The 20099-nt window shown below is 63.4% G+C and carries 20 protein-coding genes and 1 tRNA gene; 17 read left to right on the top strand and 4 right to left on the bottom strand.

The genetic code is table 11. The features are described 5' to 3' along the window. The first annotated feature begins 153 nt into the window (after positions 1-153). From G7044_RS17100 to G7044_RS17040, 13 genes are all read left to right on the top strand, one after another. Positions 154-1092: a phage tail tube protein gene (locus G7044_RS17100; RefSeq protein ID WP_166331103.1), complete on the top strand. Its 939-nt coding sequence runs from the start codon at positions 154-156 to the stop codon at positions 1090-1092. Beyond that, on the top strand, positions 1092-1529 hold the full coding sequence (locus G7044_RS17095) for a hypothetical protein (protein WP_166331101.1): 438 nt from the start codon (positions 1092-1094) through the stop codon (positions 1527-1529). Before G7044_RS17100 ends, G7044_RS17095 begins: the two co-directional genes overlap by 1 nt. Positions 1530-1597: 68 nt before the next feature. Continuing rightward, positions 1598-1747, top strand: a complete 150-nt coding sequence (locus tag G7044_RS17090; protein ID WP_235931379.1) for a DUF7697 family protein — start codon at positions 1598-1600, stop codon at positions 1745-1747. Between the two features lies 1 nt (position 1748). Continuing rightward, entirely contained in the window at positions 1749-3932 is a 2184-nt protein-coding gene (locus G7044_RS17085) for a phage tail tape measure C-terminal domain-containing protein (protein WP_166331099.1), read from the top strand. A 15-nt stretch (positions 3933-3947) separates the two neighbouring features. Beyond that, entirely contained in the window at positions 3948-4574 is a 627-nt protein-coding gene (locus G7044_RS17080; RefSeq protein WP_166331097.1) for a DUF2460 domain-containing protein, read from the top strand. Beyond that, entirely contained in the window at positions 4571-5455 is an 885-nt protein-coding gene (locus tag G7044_RS17075; protein WP_166331095.1) for a DUF2163 domain-containing protein, read from the top strand. The genes G7044_RS17080 and G7044_RS17075 overlap by 4 nt, the downstream gene beginning before the upstream one ends. After that, positions 5452-5898, top strand: coding sequence for an NlpC/P60 family protein (locus G7044_RS17070; protein ID WP_166331093.1), 447 nt, complete (start codon positions 5452-5454; stop codon positions 5896-5898). The genes G7044_RS17075 and G7044_RS17070 overlap by 4 nt, the downstream gene beginning before the upstream one ends. A 9-nt stretch (positions 5899-5907) precedes the next feature. Next, complete coding sequence (locus G7044_RS17065; protein WP_166331091.1) at positions 5908-9906, top strand: baseplate multidomain protein megatron; 3999 nt, start codon at positions 5908-5910, stop codon at positions 9904-9906. 20 nt (positions 9907-9926) lie between these two features. Continuing rightward, positions 9927-11003 carry a DUF2793 domain-containing protein gene (locus tag G7044_RS17060; RefSeq protein WP_166331089.1) on the top strand — a complete coding sequence of 359 codons (1077 nt, stop codon included), beginning with the start codon at positions 9927-9929 and terminating at the stop codon, positions 11001-11003. After that, a complete protein-coding gene (locus G7044_RS17055) occupies positions 11000-11287 on the top strand; it encodes a DUF6127 family protein (protein WP_166331087.1) in 288 nt (95 codons plus the stop codon). The genes G7044_RS17060 and G7044_RS17055 overlap by 4 nt, the downstream gene beginning before the upstream one ends. A 95-nt stretch (positions 11288-11382) precedes the next feature. Next, positions 11383-12057 carry a YcbK family protein gene (locus tag G7044_RS17050; RefSeq protein ID WP_166331085.1) on the top strand — a complete coding sequence of 225 codons (675 nt, stop codon included), beginning with the start codon at positions 11383-11385 and terminating at the stop codon, positions 12055-12057. Then, a complete protein-coding gene (locus G7044_RS17045; RefSeq protein ID WP_166331083.1) occupies positions 12057-12308 on the top strand; it encodes a hypothetical protein in 252 nt (83 codons plus the stop codon). The genes G7044_RS17050 and G7044_RS17045 overlap by 1 nt, the downstream gene beginning before the upstream one ends. After that, a complete protein-coding gene (locus tag G7044_RS17040; RefSeq protein WP_235931376.1) occupies positions 12277-12468 on the top strand; it encodes a hypothetical protein in 192 nt (63 codons plus the stop codon). The genes G7044_RS17045 and G7044_RS17040 overlap by 32 nt, the downstream gene beginning before the upstream one ends. Positions 12469-12477: 9 nt before the next feature. On the opposite strand, the gene G7044_RS17035 is transcribed toward G7044_RS17040, so the two are convergent. Next, positions 12478-13440 carry an SOS response-associated peptidase gene (locus tag G7044_RS17035; protein WP_235931375.1) on the bottom strand — a complete coding sequence of 321 codons (963 nt, stop codon included), beginning with the start codon at positions 13438-13440 and terminating at the stop codon, positions 12478-12480. 111 nt (positions 13441-13551) lie between these two features. Then, the gene (locus tag G7044_RS17030; protein WP_166331079.1) at positions 13552-15357 is read right to left on the bottom strand and encodes an ATP-dependent nuclease; all 1806 of its coding nucleotides are present in this window, start codon (positions 15355-15357) and stop codon (positions 13552-13554) included. 178 nt (positions 15358-15535) lie between these two features. Here G7044_RS17030 and G7044_RS17025 point away from each other — a divergent pair, with 178 nt between their 5' ends. Genes G7044_RS17025 through G7044_RS17010 form a run of 4 tightly spaced genes read left to right on the top strand, consistent with a single transcriptional unit; the run spans position 15536 to position 19036 of the window. Next, positions 15536-16228, top strand: a complete 693-nt coding sequence (locus G7044_RS17025) for a hypothetical protein (RefSeq protein WP_166331077.1) — start codon at positions 15536-15538, stop codon at positions 16226-16228. Positions 16229-16257: 29 nt separating this feature from the next. After that, complete coding sequence (locus G7044_RS17020) at positions 16258-17454, top strand: helix-turn-helix domain-containing protein (protein ID WP_166331075.1); 1197 nt, start codon at positions 16258-16260, stop codon at positions 17452-17454. A gap of 11 nt (positions 17455-17465) precedes the next feature. Continuing rightward, positions 17466-17876 (top strand): very short patch repair endonuclease, encoded by a 411-nt coding sequence (locus G7044_RS17015; RefSeq protein ID WP_166331073.1) that lies wholly within the window; start codon positions 17466-17468, stop codon positions 17874-17876. Further along, positions 17873-19036, top strand: coding sequence for a DNA cytosine methyltransferase (locus G7044_RS17010; protein WP_223115874.1), 1164 nt, complete (start codon positions 17873-17875; stop codon positions 19034-19036). Before G7044_RS17015 ends, G7044_RS17010 begins: the two co-directional genes overlap by 4 nt. On the opposite strand, the gene G7044_RS17005 is transcribed toward G7044_RS17010, so the two are convergent. Next, a complete protein-coding gene (locus G7044_RS17005; protein ID WP_166331071.1) occupies positions 19033-19923 on the bottom strand; it encodes a GIY-YIG nuclease family protein in 891 nt (296 codons plus the stop codon). The two genes, G7044_RS17010 and G7044_RS17005, sit on opposite strands and share 4 nt — an antisense overlap. A 27-nt stretch (positions 19924-19950) precedes the next feature. Beyond that, a tRNA-Met gene (locus G7044_RS17000) sits at positions 19951-20027 on the bottom strand. Positions 20028-20099 lie beyond the last annotated feature (72 nt).

The following is a 20099-nucleotide window of genomic DNA, read 5'->3' as shown; positions in this document are numbered from 1 at the left end:
ACAACCAACCTGCGCCTCGAAGCAATCCCAACACCACCATCGCACCTCTCACAAACCGTATCCCACCACCGGCCCATTCTGCGGCGCAGCGCCCGGACCCGCAACCGCGCGCCGCAAATCACCTTAACCTGACACCGACCGAAAGGACATTTCATGGCACGAGCCCAGGGGGCGCGGGCGCAGATGGCGCTTGCGTTCGAGACCGTCTATGGCACGCCGCCGATTGGCGGCTTTACCAAAATGCCGTTTGCCAGCACCACGCTCGGCGCGGAGCAACCGCTGCTGAATTCCGAACTGCTGGGCTATGACCGCGATCCGCTGCCGCCGATCAAGGATGCGGTGACGGCCGACGGCGATGTCGTCCTGCCGATCGATGCCGAAGCGTTCGGCTTCTGGCTGAAGGCGGCGTTTGGAGACCCGGTCACCACCGGCACCGGGCCCTGGACGCATGAGTTCCGCTCGGGCGCCTGGACGCTTCCCAGCCTTACCATCGAGACCGGCATGCCCGAGGTGCCGCGCTATGCGATCTATTCGGGCTGCGTGCTGGACCAGCTTAGCTGGCAGATGCAGCGCTCCGGTCTTCTGACCGCGACCACGCGCCTGGTCGCGCAGGGCGAGACGGTCGGGACCGTCAGCAATGCCGGAACCCCTACCCCCATCGACCTGAAGCGCTTCGGCCATTTCAACGGCGCGATCACCCGCAACGGCGCGGCATTGGGCAATGTTGTCTCGGCCCAGATCAGCTATGCCAACAATCTCGACCGGATCGAGACCATCCGCGCCGATGGCCGCATCGATGGTGCCGATCCGTCCATTGCGGCCCTGACCGGCTCGATTGAGGTCCGGTTCTCGGACAGCACGCTGGTGAGCCAAGCCATCAATGGCGAACCCTGCGAGTTGGATTTCTCCTATGCCCTGCCCTCGGGAGAGAGCTTCAGCTTCACCGTGCATGCTGTCTATCTGCCCCGCCCCCGGATCGAGATTTCCGGTCCGCAGGGCGTGCAGGCAACCTTCGACTGGCAGGCCGCGCGCGACAGTGCGCTGGGCCGCATGTGCACCGCCACCCTGATCAACGACCGCGAGGAATACTGATGCTGACACTCGACCTGACCAACGAACCGCGCTGGCACGCGCTGGCGCCCGGCGTCCGCGTGCAGCTGCGCCCGCTGACCACCGCGCTGATGGTCGCCACCCGTAGCGATCCGGATGTCGAAGCAGTGCCGGACGGGACCATCGACGAGACCCGCGCCCTGATCTTCGCCAAGGCGCTGGCCCGGCGCGCGGTGCTGGACTGGGAGGGTGTCGGCGACGCCGAGGGGAATGCCATTGCCCCCAGCCCGGATGCCATCGACGCGCTTCTGGATATCTGGCCGATCTTCGAGGCTTTCCAGCTGGTCTATGTCTCGAAGGGTCTGCTGCTGGAACAGGAAAAAAACGTCTCCGCGCCCTCGCCGAATGGTCTTTCGGCGGGGGCGACAGCTACTGCGCGGCCTGCACGCAAAGCTGCGAAGACTGCCCGTCGCGGCTGAACCAGCCGCTGACCTTCGAGGGCTGGCAGATCTGGGATCTGGTCGGGCGGCTTGGCGGTCAGCTGCGGGTGCTGCCGGGCGCAGTGGTCGGCTGGGATCTGAACGCGGCGCTGGGGCTGGCAGCGGCGCTGGGCATTCCAGCCCCGGCAGCCGCCGAACTGCTGCCCATCATCGAGGCGGTGATGGTGCGCAAGATGAACGAACAGATGGAACGATGAGATGGCAGAAAAACGCGTCAGCGTCCGCCTTGCGGCAGTGGGCGGACGACAGGTGCGCGCCGAGCTGGAAGGTGTCGGCGAGGCCGGATCGCGCGGCTTCGGGCGGCTCTCACGCGATATGGAGGCGGCGAATGCCCGTATGGCCGGGTTCACCCGCAAAGTCGGTGTGGCAGCAGCCGCTGCGGTCGCCGCCGCCACTGCGGCCGGGATCGCCATGGTCCGGGCCGGACTCCAGACGGTGGATGCGCAGGCCAAGCTCGCGCAATCCCTCCGCACCACAGTCGCCTCGATCCAGACGCTGGAGCGGGCAGGAGAACTGGCAGGTGTGTCGATGTCCGGGATCGAACAGGCAACCAAGGATCTGACCCGGCGGCTGAGCCAGGCGGCAGCGGGCGGAGGTCCGGCGGCGGACGCGCTGGCGCGGCTGGGTCTGACGGGCGCTGACCTGCTGGCCCTTCCGCTGGATCAGCGCGTCGGCGCGATCAATGCCGCCATTGCCGAGTTCGTGCCGGTCGCGCAACGTGCAGCCGTGGCGGGGCAGTTGTTTGGCGAAGAAGGCTCCATCGCCATGTCGCGCATTGACACCGCCAGTTTGCGGCAGGCGACTGAGGATGTCCGGGCTTTCGGGGTCGTGGTTTCCGAGCAGGATGCCGACCGGATCGAGCGCACGAATGACGCCATCTCGCGGCTGGGCCTGGTCTGGCGCGGGTTGTCGAACCAGCTGGCGGTGGCCGCCGCACCTGCGTTGGAAGCCGTCGCCGACGCAATGGCGGCGCTGGCCAGCCGCACCGGCCCGCTCGGCATGGCGATCTCCGGGATCTTCGACCAGATCGGACGTCTGTCCACCTATGCGGCCAGCTTCGCGGGTTTCATGGCCGGCCGCTGGGTCGCAGGGCTGGCGGCAGCGGCACTCTCCGTCCGGGGCCTCGCCACAGCACTGGTGGTGCTGCGCGGGGCGCTGATCCGCACCGGCATCGGCGCATTGATCGTCGGCGCCGGGGAACTGGTCTATCAGTTCACGAAGCTGGTCAACGGCGCGGGCGGCTTTGGCAATGCCATGGCGCTGATGGGCGATGTGGCCAAGGCCGTCTGGGAGGGGATCAAGGTCACGGTCATGTCCTTCGCCGATGATTTCCGGGCCATGCAATCCGAGATCGAAGCGATCTGGACCCGGCTGATGGCCTTCCTCGCCGGGAAATGGGCGGATTTTCTGGGGATGATCGCGCCCACCTTCAACAAGGTGGCCGAAGAAATCGGCTCCGATACCCGCATCGACGTGTTCGAGGCGCTAGGCCGTGCCTCGATGCTGGAACATGCGGCCAGCAATTCGGCGCATATGGCGGGGCGCTATCGCGACCGTGCCAGTTCCAGCCGAGCCTCGGCCTTCGATGGCGTCGGTCGGGCGATGGATGCGCTGCGTGCCGCGATGTCGGGCGGCGAGGATGATGCCGGTGGCGCGGCGCTGGACGTGGCGACGGAAGCCGCCGGGCATTACGAGGATGCGCTGGGCGGGGTCGAAACGGCTGCCAGCGGCGCGGGCGCAGCGGCAAAGGATGCCGGGGCCGCTGGCAAGGAAGCGGCGGAAGAGGCCAAGCCCGCGACCGAGGCCACGGCGACCGGCTGGAAGGCCGTGACAGAGGCGCTGTCGGACTACGCGAAGAAGGCAAAGGATATCGGCGCCGATATCGGACAGGCGCTGGTGGGCGCATTCCAGAGCGCCGAGAACGCCGTTGGGGAATTCGTGAAGACCGGCGAACTCGATTTCCGCGATCTGGTGACCTCGCTGCTGGCCGATCTCTCGAAGCTGGCCGCGCGGCGTTTCCTGCTCGGGCCGATTGCCAATGCGCTTTCGAGTGCGCTGGGCGGCGCGGGCGGGATTTTCGCCAGCATCATGCATACGGGCGGAATGGTCGGTGCCACAGGTGCTGGCCGCATGGTTCCGGCACTCGCCTTTGCGGGCGCGCCACGCATGCATGCTGGCGGCATGGTCGGGCTGCGCCATGACGAGGTGCCCGCGATCCTCCAGCGCGGCGAGCGTGTGCTCTCGCGCCGCGAGGCGCAGGATCACGGCAAGGGCGTCACAGTCAACATCCATGCGCGCGACGCCGAGAGCTTCCGGCAGTCCCGCACCCAGATCGCCGCCGATATCGCCCGTGCCGTCTCGCTCGGCCGGCGCGGATTGTAAGAAAGAGATCAGAACATGGCATTCCACGAAGTCCGGTTTCCGGACACGATCAGCCGCGGCGCGCGGGGCGGACCGGAACGGCGCACCCAGATCGTCGAACTGGCAAGCGGCGACGAGGAGCGCAATGCCAGCTGGGCCAATTCGCGCCGCCGCTACGATGTCAGCTACGGCATCCGCCGCGCCGACGATCTGGCGGTGGTGGTGGCCTTTTTCGAGGCGCGGAACGGCAGGCTTTACGGCTTCCGGTTCAAGGACTGGGCGGATCATCGGTCCTGCCTGCCGTCGCAGACTCCGTCGCCGATGGATCAGCAGATCGGCACCGGCGATGGCGTCGCGACCGCGTTCCAGCTGGCAAAGCGCTACGCCTCTGGCGGCCAGTCCTGGACGCGAACGATCAGCAAGCCGGTCGCGGGCACCGTCCAGATCGCCGTGAATGGCGTGCCACAAGCTGGCGGCTGGTCGGTCGATCACAAGACAGGCCTGATCAGCTTCGAGACCGCGCCCGCCACCGGCATCGCCATCACCGCCGGGTTCGAATTCGACGTGCTGGTCCGCTTCGACAGCGACGTGCTGGACGTCACGCTGGATATCGAGCGGCTGGGATCGATCACCTCCATTCCGCTGCTGGAGATCCGGCGATGAAGAACATCCTGCCCGCATTGCAGACCCATCTCGACAGCGGCACCACGACACTGGCCTGGTGCTGGCGCATCACCCGCGCCGATGGCACAGCTTTCGGCTTCACCGATCACGACCGGGTGCTGATGTTCGACGGCACGGAGTTCGAACCGGAAAGCGGGCTGACGGCCAGCGAGATCAGGTCGGGCGCGGACCTTTCGGTCGATGCGCAGGATGCGGCAGGCGCGTTGCGCTCGGACCGGATCACCGAGGCCGATATTCTGGACGGGCGCTGGGACAATGCCGAAGTGGAACTCTGGCGGGTCAACTGGCAGGCGCCATCGGAAAGGGTGCTGATGCGGCGCGGCGCCATCGGCCAGATAAGGCGCGGGCGCCATGCCTTTGTGGCCGAGGTCCGGTCGATGTCGCAACTCCTCGGCCAAACCGTCGGGCGGACCTTTCAGGCCAGCTGCGACGCCGCGCTGGGCGATGCGCGCTGCTGTCACGATCTGGAGGATCCGGCTTTTCGCGGCGCGGGGACCGTCATCGACAGCCTGCGCGACCGGGCGTTCACCGCCTCCGGACTCGGTGGGTTCGCACCCGGCTGGTTCCGCTTCGGCACGCTCACATGGACATCCGGGCCCAATGCCGGTCGCCGCGCGGAGGTGCTGGCCCATGACCGCAGCGATGGGATTGCGGTGCTAACATTGCTGGAAGCGCCGATCCGCCCCATCGGCGCGGGGGACGGCTTCACGATCCGGGCGGGCTGCGACAAGCGCATCGCCACTTGCGGCCAGAAGTTCGGGAATGTGGCGAACTTCCGGGGCTTCCCGCATATTCCCGGTCAGGACACCATTCTGCGCTATGCCTCATCGGACGGTCGCCACGATGGCGGTGTGCTGTGACCCGGTCGCAAACCGATGGGGCTCCGGACCGCATCATCGCCACCGCGCGCGGCTGGCTTGGAACGCCCTATCACGATCAGGCGAGCCTCCGGGGCGTCGGATGCGATTGCCTCGGGCTGGCGCGCGGCGTCTGGCGCGAGGTCGTGGGCGACGAGCCTTTTCCGATCCCGCCCTATAGCCGCGATTGGGGCGAGACGGGCACCCGCGAAGTCTTGGCCGAGGGCGCGCGGCGGATGATGATCGAGTTATCCGTCGCGGATGCCGGGCAGGGTGCACTGGTCCTCTTCCGCATGAGAACGGATGCCATCGCCAAGCACGTCGGAATTCTCACCGCGCCCGACCGTTTCATCCACGCCTATGAGCGGCTTGGTGTGATCGAAGAACCTCTGACGCCTTCTTGGCGCCGCCGCATCGCTTTTGCCTTCCTCTTCCCCAGCATTTGAGACTTTTTCATGGCAACATTGGTATTGGCCTCGGTCGGCGCTACGATTGGCGGCGGCTTCGGCGGCGCGATCCTCGGATTTTCCGGTGCTGCCATCGGCGGCATGATCGGCTCCACCATAGGCGCGGCCGTGGACAGCTGGATCGTCTCCTCGCTGGCCCCGGCCCAACGAATCGAAGGCGCGCGGCTCGACAATCTGCGCATCACCGCCTCGACCGAGGGCGCAGTGATCCCGCGCATCTTCGGCCGCATGCGCATGGGCGGGAATATCGTCTGGGCCACGGATTTCCGCGAGGAGACCCGCACCAGCCGTCAGGGCGGCGGCAAGGGTGGCGGACCGAAGGTCGAGACCACGGAATATCTCTATTATGCATCCTTCGCGGTCGCCTTATGTGAAGGCGAGATTACCGGCATCGGGCGGATCTGGGCCGATGGCAAGCCGCTCGACACCTCGGGACTTACCTGGCGCTGGTACCCAGGCAGCGAGACGCAACAGCCCGATCCATTCATCGCCGCCACGATGGGCCCAGAGGCCACGCCCGCATATCGCGGCACCGCCTATGTCGTCTTCGAAGATCTGCCGCTGAACGATTACGGCAACCGCCTGCCGCAGCTGAGCTTCGAGGTCTTCCGGCCGCTGGCCGATCCGGATACCGCCGAGGGGCTGACCCGTGCCGTGACGCTGATCCCGGCCTCGGGCGAGTTCACCTATGCCACCGAGCCGGTGCGCAAGACCACGGGCGCCAAAACCAATGTCTTCGGCCACAGTACCGGCGGCACGACCTCTACCGAGAACCTGAACGCCATGCCCGGCAGCCCGGACATGATCGTGGCGCTGGACCGGCTGCAGGCCATGGCGCCGAAGGTCGAAAGCGTCAGTCTGGTCGTGGCCTGGTTCGGCGATGATCTGCGCTGCAGCCATTGCGCCATCCGGCCCGGCGTCGAGGTCGCCGAGAAGTTGAGCAGCCCCTGGACATGGTCCGTGAATGGCGTCAGCCGGGCCGATGCCCATCTCGTCAGCCGCGATGGTCAGGATCGTCCCGTCTATGGCGGCACGCCGGCGGATTTCGCGGTGGTGCAGGCAATTCGGGAGATGAAGGCGCGCGGGCTGCGGGTGACCTTCTATCCCTTCATCCTGATGGATATCCCGCCGGGCAACACTCTGCCGGACCCCTATTCGGACAACGCCGCCGGGACGGGTCAGCCCGCATTCCCCTGGCGTGGACGGATCACCTGTTCGCCCGCCGCCGGTCAGGCAGGCAGCGCCGACAAGACGGCGACGGCCGGAGATCAGGTTGATGCCTTCTTCGGCAGTGCCAGCGCGGGCGACTTTACCATTACCGGTGATGATGTCCGATGGACAGGCGACCCGAGCGACCATGGTCTGCGGCGCATGGTGCTGCATTACGCCCATCTCTGCGCGGTGGCGGGCGGGGTCGATGCCTTCCTGATCGGTTCAGAGATGCGTGGACTGACCACGATCCGTTCGGAATTGAACAGCTATCCGGCCGTCGCTGCCTTCCAGGCGCTGGCCGCTGATGTCTGCGCCATCCTCGGGCCGGGCCCGAAGATCAGCTACGCCGCCGACTGGTCGGAATATTTCGGGCATCAGCCGGGCGACGGCAGCGGGGATGTCCATTTCCATCTGGACCCGCTCTGGGCCGACCAGAACGTCGATTTCATCGGCATCGACAATTACCTGCCGCTCTCCGACTGGCGCGACGGCTTCGATCATCTGGACGCCCAAGCTGGCTGGCCTGCCATTCATGACCGGACCTATCTGCAGTCCAATATCGCGGGCGGCGAAGGGTTCGATTGGTTCTATGCCTCCGAGGCCGACCGCGCGGCGCAGGTCCGCACCCCGATCACCGATGGTGCCCACGGAAAGCCATGGGTCTTCCGGCCCAAAGATCTGCGCTCATGGTGGTCGAACCGGCATTTCGACCGGCCGGGCGGCGTCGAGGCCGCGACACCGACGCCGTGGGTGCCGCAGTCAAAGCCGATCCGCTTCACCGAACTCGGCTGCCCGGCCATCGACCGCGGCACCAACCAGCCGAATGTCTTCTACGATCCGAAGTCGTCGGAGAGCTTCGCGCCCTATTTCTCGCGCGGCTGGCGCGACGATGCCATCCAGCGCGCCTATCTGGAGGCGTCCTATCTCCATTGGGGCAAACCAGCGAACAACCCGGTCTCCGCGATCACCGGCCAGCGCATGGTCGAGGTCTCGGAATGCGCGGCATGGACCTGGGATGCCCGCCCCTATCCCTTCTTTCCGGCCCTCAGCGACGTCTGGACCGATGGCGCCAATTGGCGGCTAGGGCACTGGCTGACCGGGCGGCTGGGCGCGGTCTCGCTCGCGGCCCTCGTCCGCCATCTCTGCGGGCGCGCCGGACTGCCGGAAAGCCGCATCGATGTCTCCGGCCTCTGGGGCGCGGCCGAGGGCTACGCCATCACAGCCCTCGAAAGCCCCCGCGCCTCTATCACCACGCTGGCGCGGCACTTCGGGTTTGACGCGGTCGAGAGCGAGGGCGTCATCCGATTTGTGATGCGCGGCCGGGCACCGGTTGCCACCATCGCCCATGACGATCTGGTCGCGGGTAATTCGGACGGCGAACCCATCGAGCTAACTCGCGCCCAAGAGACGGAGCTGCCACAGGCGCTGAAGTGGCAGGTGGCCCGGGCCGACGAGGATTACGATGCCGCTCTGGTCGAGGCCGCGCGCATTACCGTGGATACCAGCCGCATCGCCTCGGAAAGTTTTCCGATGGCGGTGCCGCCGGAAGAGGCCGAACGCCGCTGCCGTCGCGCCCTGCAGGAGGCCTGGGCGGGCCGCGAAAGCGCCGTGTTTCGCCTTCCGCCCTCACGGCTGGCGCTGGACCCGGCGGATGTGATTGCGCTGACCCACCATGGCCGGGTGCAGCAGTTCCGCCTGACGGCCGTGGCCGATGCCGAAGCACGCGGCATCGAGGCTGTGCGGCAGGACCGCGAGGCCTATGACCTGCCGCCCGGCGCCGAACGCCCGGCAAAACTGCCCCGCGCCGTGACCTTCGGGCCGCCGGAGGTCATCCTGCTCGATCTGCCGCAGCTGCACGACGACATCCCCGCGCATCAGCCGCTGATCGCCGCCACCGCAAAACCATGGCCCGGCGCGCTGGCAGTGTATCGCAGCGCGGGCAATGACGGGTTCGAACTAGTCGCCACCGTGCGCCGCCGTGCGAATCTCGGCCGTCTCGCCACCGACCTCTGGCCCGGTCCAACATCGCGTTTCGATTTCGGCAATGTCCTGATCCTCGATCTGGCGAGCGGCCAGCTGGAAAGTGTTAGCGATCTGGCGCTGTTTGGCGGTGCCAACGCGCTGGTCGTGGAATCCGCCCCGGGGCGCTGGGAGATTGTCCAGGCTGGAAGTGCCGAGCTGATCGCGCCGGGCCGATATCGTCTGAAACGACTCCTGCGCGGACAACGTGGCACCGAACAGGCCATGGGCAATCCCACCCCGGCCGGGGCGCGGGTGGTGATGCTGAACGAGGCCCTGACGCCGCTGCCGATCCCGAAAGCCCATCTCGACATACCCTTCAACTGGCGCATCGGTCCCGCCCGCCATCCGGTCAGCAGCGACACCTTCACCGCCATCAGCTTCGCACCCGAGGGCGAAGGACTGCGGCCGTTCTCGCCGGTCCATGTCACCCAGCCCTGGCGCCAGCCGCATAGCCCTGGCGATCTGACGATCCGCTGGACACGGCGCTCCCGTGCCCTCGCCGCCGATAGCTGGCAGGGCATGGAGGTGCCCATGGCGGAAGAACAGGAAAGCTACGAGGTCCGGATCATGGACGGTGCGGCCGTCAAACGCACGCTGACGAGCAATGCGTCCTCGGCCCTCTACACCAGTGCCCAGCAGATCGCCGATTGGGGCGCGTTGCTGGCGCCGGCCGACAGCCTGACCATCCGCATCTGTCAGTTCTCTGCCCGTATCGGGCGCGGCACGGCACGAACGACAACCCTCCACCTCTGATCCTGAAGAGAGACATACGCATGTCCGACAGCACGACGAACCTGCTGCTGCCCTATCTGATGGCGGCGCAGGCGCAGAAACATATCACCCATAACGAGGCCCTGCGTCTGCTGGACGGGCTGGTCCAGCTTTCGGTCAAAAGCCGGGGCCTGACCGCGCCACCCGCCACGCCTTCAGATGGCGATCGCTATATCGTCGCCTCGGGCGCGACCGGCGGCTGGGCGGGCTGGGATCTGAACGTGGCCCTCTGGACCGAGGGTGCCTGGCTGCGCCTGCCGCCGCGCGCGGGCTGGCGGGCATGGGTCGAGGGTGAGGCGGTCCTGCTGGTCCGGCATGGCGCGGGCTGGCAGCCGATGGTCCCGACCGCCTTCGACGATCTGACACGGCTTGGTATTGGCATGGAAGCCAGCGCGGGTTCCCCCTTTTCGGCCAAGCTGAACAGCGCCCTCTGGACAGCCCTCTATGCGGCCGATGGCGGCAGCGGCGATCTGACCCAGACCCTGAACCGGGAAACGGGTACGGACGATGCCGGGCTGATCCTGCAGACCGGGTTTTCCACCCGGGCGCTGATCGGGATGTTCGGATCGGACAAGCTGCGCATCGCGGTTTCGCCCGACGGGTCCAGTTTCCGCGATGCGCTGGGCGTCGATCCGGCGACGGGCATTGCCGACCAGCCGAACCTGCCGCGCTTCAAGGCTTATACGAATTACGACAATTACGTCGGCACCGATACCTGGACCACCCTCGGCATCAATGTCGCCGAATACAATGATCAGGGCTGCTTTGACGCGGGCACCAACCGCTTCGTGGCGCCGGTCGCGGGAACCTATCTCCTCGGCGCCTCGCTGTTCTTCAAGATCAATGCCAGCGGCAACGCCCGGATGCGCGGGCGGCTGGTCCTGAACGGATCCACGGAAATCCGGGGCTCGTTCGGCGAGGTTTCCGGTGCGCATGTATCCGAGGCGACCGCCCTCTGGCTGCAGACCATGGTCGCGCTGGACGCGGGCGATACCGTGACGCTGCAGGGCAGCTTTCGCGCGGCGGATGGGTATTTCGCCGCCAATCACACCACTTTCTGGGGAGCGAAGATCGGATGACACCCAAACGTCTCGATGACATGCTGCAGATGAGCGAGAGCGAATTCGAGGAGCTGCTGGCCCGGGCGGCGCAGGAAGGCGCAAGACGCGCCCTTGTCGATGTCGGGCTCGATGGCAGGGAAGCCGCCCTCGATATCCGCGACCTGCGCGCACTGCTGGAGGGCATCCGCCTGATGCGCCGCACCGCTGCCCAGACCGTCATTCGCATACTGACGGCAGGGCTGATCCTGACACTGCTGGCCGGACTCGCCCTGAAGCTCAAGCTCTTCGGCGAGGGCGGCTGAGCCGCTGGACGGTAATCGCCGCCGCACCCCCCACAACCCCATTCACCCCATGGCCCGCCATCCCGGCGGGCCCTTTTCATATCCGGAGGATCCTCATGACCACCCGCTTCTATCGCCATTGGCGCGACGTGCCGAAAGACAGCTGGCGCTGGCCGAACTTCTCGCCCGCCGAGATTGCCTGTCGCGGCACCGGAGCGATCCTGATCCATGAGGCGGCCCTCGACCGGCTGCAGGCGCTGCGCAGCCGTCTCGGCAAGCCGCTGATCGTGAACTCGGCCTATCGCAGCCCCGAGCACAATGCCCGGGTGCGAGGCGCCAAACGCTCCAAGCACCTTGAGGGCACGGCCTTCGACATCTCCATGGCCAATCACGATCCGGCGGTCTTCGAGAAGGCCGCGCGAACCGAGAACTTTCTCGGCTTTGGCACCTATCCCCGATCCGGCTTCATGCATATCGATCTCGGCCCGGCCCGGCGCTGGGGCGAGCCGTTTCCCACCCGCGTCATCCCCTTTGCAGAGGACCAGCCACCCGCGCGGGAACATCTGGCGGACAGCCGCACGATGAAGGGCAGCGGGGCGGCAGGACTGGCAACCGTCGGCGCAGCGGGCATCGAACTCGCGCAGGACACGCTCAGCGATGCGCAATCGGCGATACAGCCGCTGATCCCCTATCTCGACACCCTGCGCTGGGCCTTCATCGCCCTGGCACTGGCCGGGATCGGCCTGACCGTCTGGGCCCGGCTCGACGACTGGAACCGAGGGCGGCGGTGATGTGCGCCCTTGCCGCGCTGATGGCGTCGCGCTGGGCGCGGCGGCTGGCCATCGGGATTACGCTGATCGGCGCGGTCCTTCTTTTCGCCCTCAACCTTCGGCGGGCCGGTGAAACCGCCGGTCGTCATGCCGAACGCCTGAACCAGATGGAGCGCCAGAATGACATCCAACGCCGCATGCTGGAGGCAGCCAGCAACCGCTCTCGCCATCGCGACGAGCTTGCTGAGCGCCTGCGCGACGGGCGGTTCTGATCCGGGCGGCGCGGCCTGCCCGCCGGTCGTGGGTTACGATCAGGCCACGCGCGACAAGGCGGCGGCGGAGCTGGAGGCGCTGCCCGAGGATGCCGCGCTGGTCGGGATGATGGCGGATTATGCCGTCATGCGGGCGCAGGCTCAGGCGTGCGCTGGCTGATCGCCGGTGTCACGACGCCTCGGCCGGGGCATCCACCAGCGCCAATGTGCCATCCGGCATCGGGCGTTGCAGCTTGCCGGCGATTTCGATTGGTGCCGAAAGCCACGTCTCCCAATCCCGGGGATCGGTCAGGAGGACCGGCATGGCGTTCGGATGCACCGTTTTGACCTCGGCATTGGGCGCGCAGGTCAGAAAGGCATAGAGATCGTCGGTGGTCTCGCCATCCTTCACCTTCCGGACCGACTTCCAGCCCCTGACCTCGATGCCGGCGAAGAACATCGGCGTTTCTGCTTCCGACGGCGCGAACCACTGATTGCCGCCCTTGATCGGTTCGGCAAAGGCTGTGACCGGCACCAGGCAGCGATGCGCCGGGCCCAGCCAGCGCCGCCAATGCGGTGAGGTCAGGTTGCGGACATTGGTAACGCCCGGATCCCGCTGGGTCTTCAAAACCGAGGGCGGCGATGGCATCCCCCACCGCGCCTTCACCAATTCCAGCGAAGCACCATCATGGCGGATGATCGGTGCCAACTGATCGGGATAGACCTTGCCCGGTGCGACATTGCCCGCGCGGTCGGTCATGGTCAGACCCTTGAAAAGCTGGCGCATCGCCTCCTGCGTGGTGGTCTGATTGTAAAGGTTGCACACGGTATCGTCGTCCTCGGAACGGCCAAAGGGCAGATAGGGTGAACTGTAGCTCGGCAGGCATGTTCTGTCAGCCAGTTCCAGATCCGGAAAGGCGGTCAGGCAGGCGCTGGCCGCATCCGGCTCACGGAAGTAAAGCGCGATCCGGTCCCGCGTGCCGCCGCGCCCACCGCCATGCCAGGCATAGTTGCCTCGGCCGATCCGCGTCGCCAGCCACTCATGCAGCGCGTCGGACCGTCGGCCAAAGCCCATCTCCGGCACGCAAATCAGCACCCGGACCGGGAAGGCCGAATCATCGATTTTGGCTTGAGGTGTGCTGCGGCGCGTCATGATCGAAACAAAGCAAGAACATGGACTATGTTTCAAGGGCCACGACAACCTGCATGAACATATAAGGTCGCTTCGATGATACGGCGTACGCTCAGGGGGTAGTACAGCACGCTATACAACACCAAGAAAACTGAGCGCTTCGCGCAGTACAGGCTCAAAGTTAGCCAGTGTCTCCCGACATATCTCGTCGTTTTGCTGACAAAGGCGCCTAGCGGTCGAAATCTTATATTCCGACGCGAAGTCTTCTTTTACCAGATAAGCCCAATCTGCGGCAAGTTCGGCTTCAAGGGTTGTCTCGCCACGCAGAATCCTGCTTACCAGTTGCGGGTGACACACCTTAGCGGGATCGCGACTGGTCAGACAGTTCCGATCGCGTGCTTCAGTCCAGATATCTGCCGGATATAGCGTCTCCAAGGACGCATAGATGTCAAAATGAGCAGCCCGAGCCGCAGTAAGGTTGGCTGGTGCAGGGTAAACTAGACACTTTGCTGATTTCGTATTTTCAGGCTGCTTGTTGAACTCTTTCTTTGCGTGCATAGCGTCACCATCAACAATGCCTATTGCCTTGGGTCTATCAGGATGATGTTTATGTTGCGAACGCCAACCAACCAACATGTCGATCACATAGGTGTGCCCGGCACCGTCTCGCTTTGTCTCGAAACGCACTTTGTCTACTGCGTTCGGAAAAAACACCTCGAGCGCTCTTTGAAGAATTAGCTTATCGCTTTCGCCTTCGACAAAAATCCTTGAGCAGTTCTCCTGAGCCAGCCGGGCAGCTGTGGCCTTCGCTTCCTCTTGCTGTCGAACTTGCGCAACCAACTCAGTGATTCGTGGCCCCAGCATCGCCAGAGTGCCCAAGCTTTCATCGATGCCTTTCGCGTCGGTCTTAGTGACGGTGCCATCAACATCTCTCGTGCGCGTCACGAAGTGCAAAGCGATCTTCTTATCTTGCTGACCAAGATCGTAAAATGCCGGCGAATGAGTTGTAAGTAAAATCTGTGCTGTCCCAGATTTCGCCAGGGCATTTAATTCATCTGCGAGCTGGACAGCACTGCCGATTTCAAGATTGTTTTCGGGCTCTTCGTACGCCCAAACGCTGCTGATTGGCTGCCCACCACGCCTCAACAGCGCGGCCTTCTTCTCTGCCATAAAACGAAGGATCAACGGGATGTGACGAGCCTTGATGCCGTCACCACGATTGTTCAGGGACACGGCCTTTTCACCGCTCAGAAAATCGAGCCGCTCGAATATATGATAGAGGTCTCTCGGCAATGCCAAGCGGGTGTCGATACCCAGTGAAGCCGAGATGCTGGCGGTCAGCTCATTGAGGTGTTCACCGATCGACTGCTCGAAAGCTGTGCTGGATTCGTGGAAAGAGCGAGCAGCGACCTCCGATATGATTCCGTAAATTCTGCCGCGAAGGTCATCGAAGTATTCGGAATCCTTGATGGCGGGAACATACTCAAATTCTATCTTGCGAAGGAGCGCATGTACGTTCGATTTTTCTGAGATTTTGACATCCTCACGGACCTCTTGGCCACGCTTACCTTTCTTGATGCGTTGGCCATAATAATCATACTCTTCGCTCCACAGACCATCCTCACGCCAGCGTTTTGTCCAAATAATTACATGGCCATTTGTTGCGTGGTAGGTAGCCGGCAACGCAATCTCCAACCGGACTACAATTTCTTTCGCCTTCCGCACCCGCACTGGCGCAAAGAAATTGTAGTCCTCACTGAAGGAAAACTCGACACCCGGATTCGTCTCGTCGTTGAAGAAGAGATTGAGTGCTCTCAGGATATTGGATTTTCCACAATCGTTCTTGCCGACAAAGATCGCCAGTTGCGCGAGATCCGCGTCGATTGATTTAATTGATCGAAAGTTCTCGATATGAATTGACTTGATTGTCGCCGCCACCGCATCCCCCAAGCCTGTCGCTCCGGACGAGGCAGTTCAAAAGTTGGGCATCTCACTCCGCCCTTGTCGCTATGCTTAGAACAGCTAACCGACCACGCCAAGCTAGGATTATTGGCCGCTTCGGCAGCTCCGCAAGAGCGCACCCGATGCTAGATCTCCACTTGATAACGCAAAATAAATGGTGCAATATCCCGAAAACAACAAACAGGGCGCCGCCTTGACTGATGATCCCATTGCACGCCTTGTTCAGGCTTGGCCCGAGACATTCTTCCGTTCCCTGGCGGAAGAGATTGATGCCGCATTCGCTAAGGCCCACAGTCTGACGGCAGAGAAGATAGCGCCCCCCGAGCGCCGTGGCGCCTTGGGGCAGTTGCGGCATTTCCTGTCCGAGGATGGCTTTCGTAGCGCTGGCAGAGCCGCCGGCCTCATTGTTCATGTGCCCGACACCTCACCAAAGGGCGGCTGTTACTCTGTGGTTGAGCGCGACGGAAACTTCATGATCCGTTCCAATGTGCTTTCTCATTGCGGCCAGCCGCGACCGACAAAATTCCGGCGGCGCTGGAGCACGTTGAACGAGTGGCTTAGCCCTTGGCAGATTGATCTTTTCGACACGGATCGGCCGCAACCGGCCCAAGATAACATGTGCGCGATGCTGGTGGTCACGGCATCTAAGAACGGCAATCCGATGCTCCCGGCCTTCGTGGGCATCGGAATTCCCTCTCACGATCTGTCAACTTGGATCAGGCTGGCTTCGATCGAGGACATCATCGCGCTCTATAACGCCCCTGCGGAACAAAAGGACGCTCCGGTCGATATCGCGGATCGGGCGGTTCCCAAGCTCAAGCGCAGGAGGCCTTCGGAGCTGGGCTGAGCCCTGCTTCGAACACTGGAGGACAAGATATGAAGACTGGAACGCCGGGCTTCCAAGCGAAGCGATTGGTGGACGCAAGGGATTCGAGGGGACTGACCCAGATCGCCCTTGCCGAAATGATAGGCCGGAAGAGCTCCGCGATCTCGAGATGGGAATCCGGCGATCATTCGCCGGAGCCAGATGCGTTGGATGCTCTTGCCACAGCGCTGCGGCTGCCGGTGTCATATTTCCTGCGCTCGGAGTTGGAACATGGCGCGCGGCCGATGTTCTTCCGGTCCCTTTTGTCGAGTACGACCCAAGGGGAACGGAAGCGCGCAAGGGTCCGACTGCGCTGGGCGCAAGACATTTCGGCCGAACTTCAGGAATGGGTGGATCTGCCGGGTGTAGATATTCCGTCGATCGCGGCAAAAGATCATCGGGATATTCGCGATGAGGACATCGAGGCGGCCGCGCTTGAGTGTCGGGCCCGCTGGGGTTTGGGCCTCGGGCCGATCAACGACCTGCTGCTCGCGATTGAAAATGCCGGAATCGTGGTCGTCCGCGAGGAAGTTGGTACATCGAAGATGGATGGCGTGTCGAACTGGTCTGATCTCGACAATCGTCCATACATGCTGATCGCGAGCGACAAGGCGACTGCGGTTCGATCCCGCATGGACGCGGCGCACGAACTTGCACACCTTGTGCTTCATCGTTTCATTCCCTCGAAGAGCCTGAATGGATCTGCTGATTTCAAGGAAATCGAGCGGCAAGCCTTCCACTTTGCGGGTGCGTTCCTGATGCCTGCGGAAACCTTCTCGGCCGAGTTATGGACGCCTTCGCTGAACACGTTGCTTGCCCTCAAGGAGAGGTGGAGGACTTCGGTCGGAGCGATGATCAAACGGTGCGTGAGCCTCGAGATTGTTGAAGGCGAATACGAGCGTCGACTTTGGAAACATTATAGCGCGCGGGGCTGGCGGAAGAGCGAGCCCCTTGACGATACGCTGATCGCTGAGGAGCCACGCCTGCTCTCGCGCTCCATCAGGCTCCTGTTGGATGAAGGGGTCAGGACGAGAGCGGACCTGATCGCCGATTTCCGACTCGCAGAAGCCGACGTTGAGTCTCTCTGCGGTCTACCAGTCGGATTTCTATCCGATGCGAAGGCTGAGATTGTCCCATTTCCCGCCTTGAAGACGAAGACGCCCTCGGCAGCCACCCGGGACAATGTTGTGCCATTGAAACCCAGCTAGGAGTGTCCATCATGGACACCCTTAGCCCTTTACAGCGCAGCGAGCGCATGGACCGGATTCGGGGCCGTGATTCCAAGCCTGAGATGATTGTCCGTCGGCTGACCCACGCGCTGGGCTTTCGATACAGGCTTCATCGACGAAACCTGCCCGGCAAGCCAGACTTGGTGTTTGCGTCACGTCGCAAGGTCATCTTCGTTCACGGATGCTTCTGGCACCGTCATCCCGATCCCGCTTGCAAACTGGCGCGCATGCCGAAGACCAAACTGGACTTTTGGGCGCCGAAATTGGAAAACAATCGCAAACGGGACGAGGCCAACCTCGCTCGGCTTCGGGATCTCGGCTGGCAAACCCTCGTCATATGGGAATGCGAGACCGGGGATCGCGGGGCACTAGAGGCAAGGATCGAGGAGTTCCTGAGATGATGAAATCGGTTGAACTCTTTGTCGGCGCGGGAGGCCTGGGAATCGGCGTCAGTCAAGCCGGGTTCACGCCCGCCGCGGTCATGGATTGGGATCGCTGGGCATGTGACACGCTTCGCGAGAACAAGGAGCGCGGCCTGGACCTTGTCCGGGACTGGCCTCTCCATGAATGTGATGTCCGCGAATTCGACTTCGGAGTGGTGGAAGGCGAAATTGACTTGGTGACCGGCGGACCTCCCTGTCAGCCTTTCTCGATGGGCGGTCGGCATCGCGCGTTTCTGGACAGCAGGGATATGTTCCCGCAGGCGGTGCGGGCCGTGCGTGAGCTTCGGCCACGAGCCTTCATCTTCGAGAACGTCAAAGGCCTGACCCGCTCGAGTTTCGCGAACTACCTCGAGTATATCCGGCTGCAATTGACCTATCCCGAGGTGACGGCGAAGAAGGACGAGGAATGGCTGGTCCACCTTGCCCGCCTTGAGGACTATCACACGCGCGGCCGCTACAAGGGCCTGCGCTACAAAGTAATGCTGCGCGTCCTGAATGCGGCGAACTTCGGCGTCCCACAGCGCAGGGAGCGCGTCTTCCTCGTCGGTTTCCGTTCCGACACGAGTGTGGAATGGCATTTTCCCGCCCCAACTCACTCCAAGGAAGCGTTGCTCTGGGAGCAATGGCGCGAAGAGACCTATTGGGATCTGCATCGCGTGGCGAAGAAGGACCGACCGGATGGTGGCGCGGCCAAGGCACGCGCGATGAAGTTGGAGCGAAAGCCGAATGGTCTTCGCTGGCGAACCGTCCGGGACGCGATCTCTGATCTCCCCGATCCGGAGTTGGCGCCCGGTTCGGCCCGGAAATTCCACGATCACAGGTTCCAGCCAGGCGCCCGTTCCTATCCCGGCCACACGGGCAGCCCTCTGGACGAACCGGCAAAAACGCTGAAGGCGGGCGTGCACGGCGTTCCCGGTGGCGAAAACATGCTCCGTCGACCGGATGGATCGATCCGCTATTTCACCGTCCGTGAGAGCGCCCGTCTGCAGACCTTCCCCGACGACATGACGTTTCATGGGTCATGGACGGAAACGATGCGCCAGCTCGGTAACGCCGTGCCCTGCCAACTCGGCCGCATAGTCGCCGAGGAAGTGAAGGAAAAGCTGCTTCGGGCTTAAATTGGCATGCCGTGCGTATAGGCGCGGTTTTCCTTGTAGAGGATCAAGTGGCTGGCGAAATAGGTCGCCTGCCAGCCATGCGGTAGCGCGCCCAGGACCAATTGCATTGCCTGACGCGCGGTGATCGGGCCGACAGGAACCGTCAGCGGAACGCCCGGCATGTCGGGGTGAGGACGGCTGCGGAACGAATGGCTGCCCTTCGCACCGGGCTCCAGCTCATAGCGCAGCGTATAGGGCAGGCCCAGCTTCAGCTGCATCAGCAGATCGTGCACCGTCGTCGGACCCGCGACCAGAAAATCGAGCGGCAGATCAATATTGATCGGAAACCGCGCATCGAACCCTTGAGGCGGTTTCGCCGTCGTTTCGCGTTGTCGGCCCGGATCGTTTGACCCGAAGCCGGAGCCATTCCAATCGGTGCGATAGTGATTGATCAGTTTGGACTCGATGTCCATCGCGGTCAGAACAAGGATTTGCGCTGCCTTGAACTGGACGTCGGCCGGAACGATGTTGTCGCGCTGTTCGAACTTGGCGACGTGACGGGTAAGCCGTGTTCGCAGGCCAGCTTCTGCATCGGTCTTGCCGACGTAATGAACCTGTCCCTGGTGAATCAGAAGATATACGCCTTGCGCGTCGGGAAGAAGCTGGGCAGCCGCGCGCGTCAGTGGCTCTCCCTCCATCTTGTCGAGAATGGGAATCAGCTGGTCAAGGACGGCACCCATCAGGTCCAGTTCGAATGCAATAAATCCGTCTGCCAAGCTCAACCCCGATTCCCCGTTTGCCATCAAACGAGTATCACGCTGGCCGACATTGCACACCCTTCTCTTCAAACGTTGATGTGGCGTTGATGTAAAGTCGCGCTTGTGATGCCCGACTGTTTCAGTCGGCATGTAAGCGTTTGATTTGTGGTAATTTTTTGGTTGCGGGGATAGGATTTGAACCTATGACCTTCAGGTTATGAGCCTGACGAGCTACCGGGCTGCTCTACCCCGCGACAGGTGCGTTATGGCGCACGGTTGCACCGATCTTTGTTTGATGGTGCGGATTTGTTCATCGTTTAGAGAGA

Origin of the sequence: Paracoccus xiamenensis (assembly GCF_011308835.1) — a bacterium.
Lineage (GTDB): Bacteria > Pseudomonadota > Alphaproteobacteria > Rhodobacterales > Rhodobacteraceae > Paracoccus > Paracoccus xiamenensis.
This window is presented reverse-complemented; position numbering and strand designations above follow the sequence as displayed.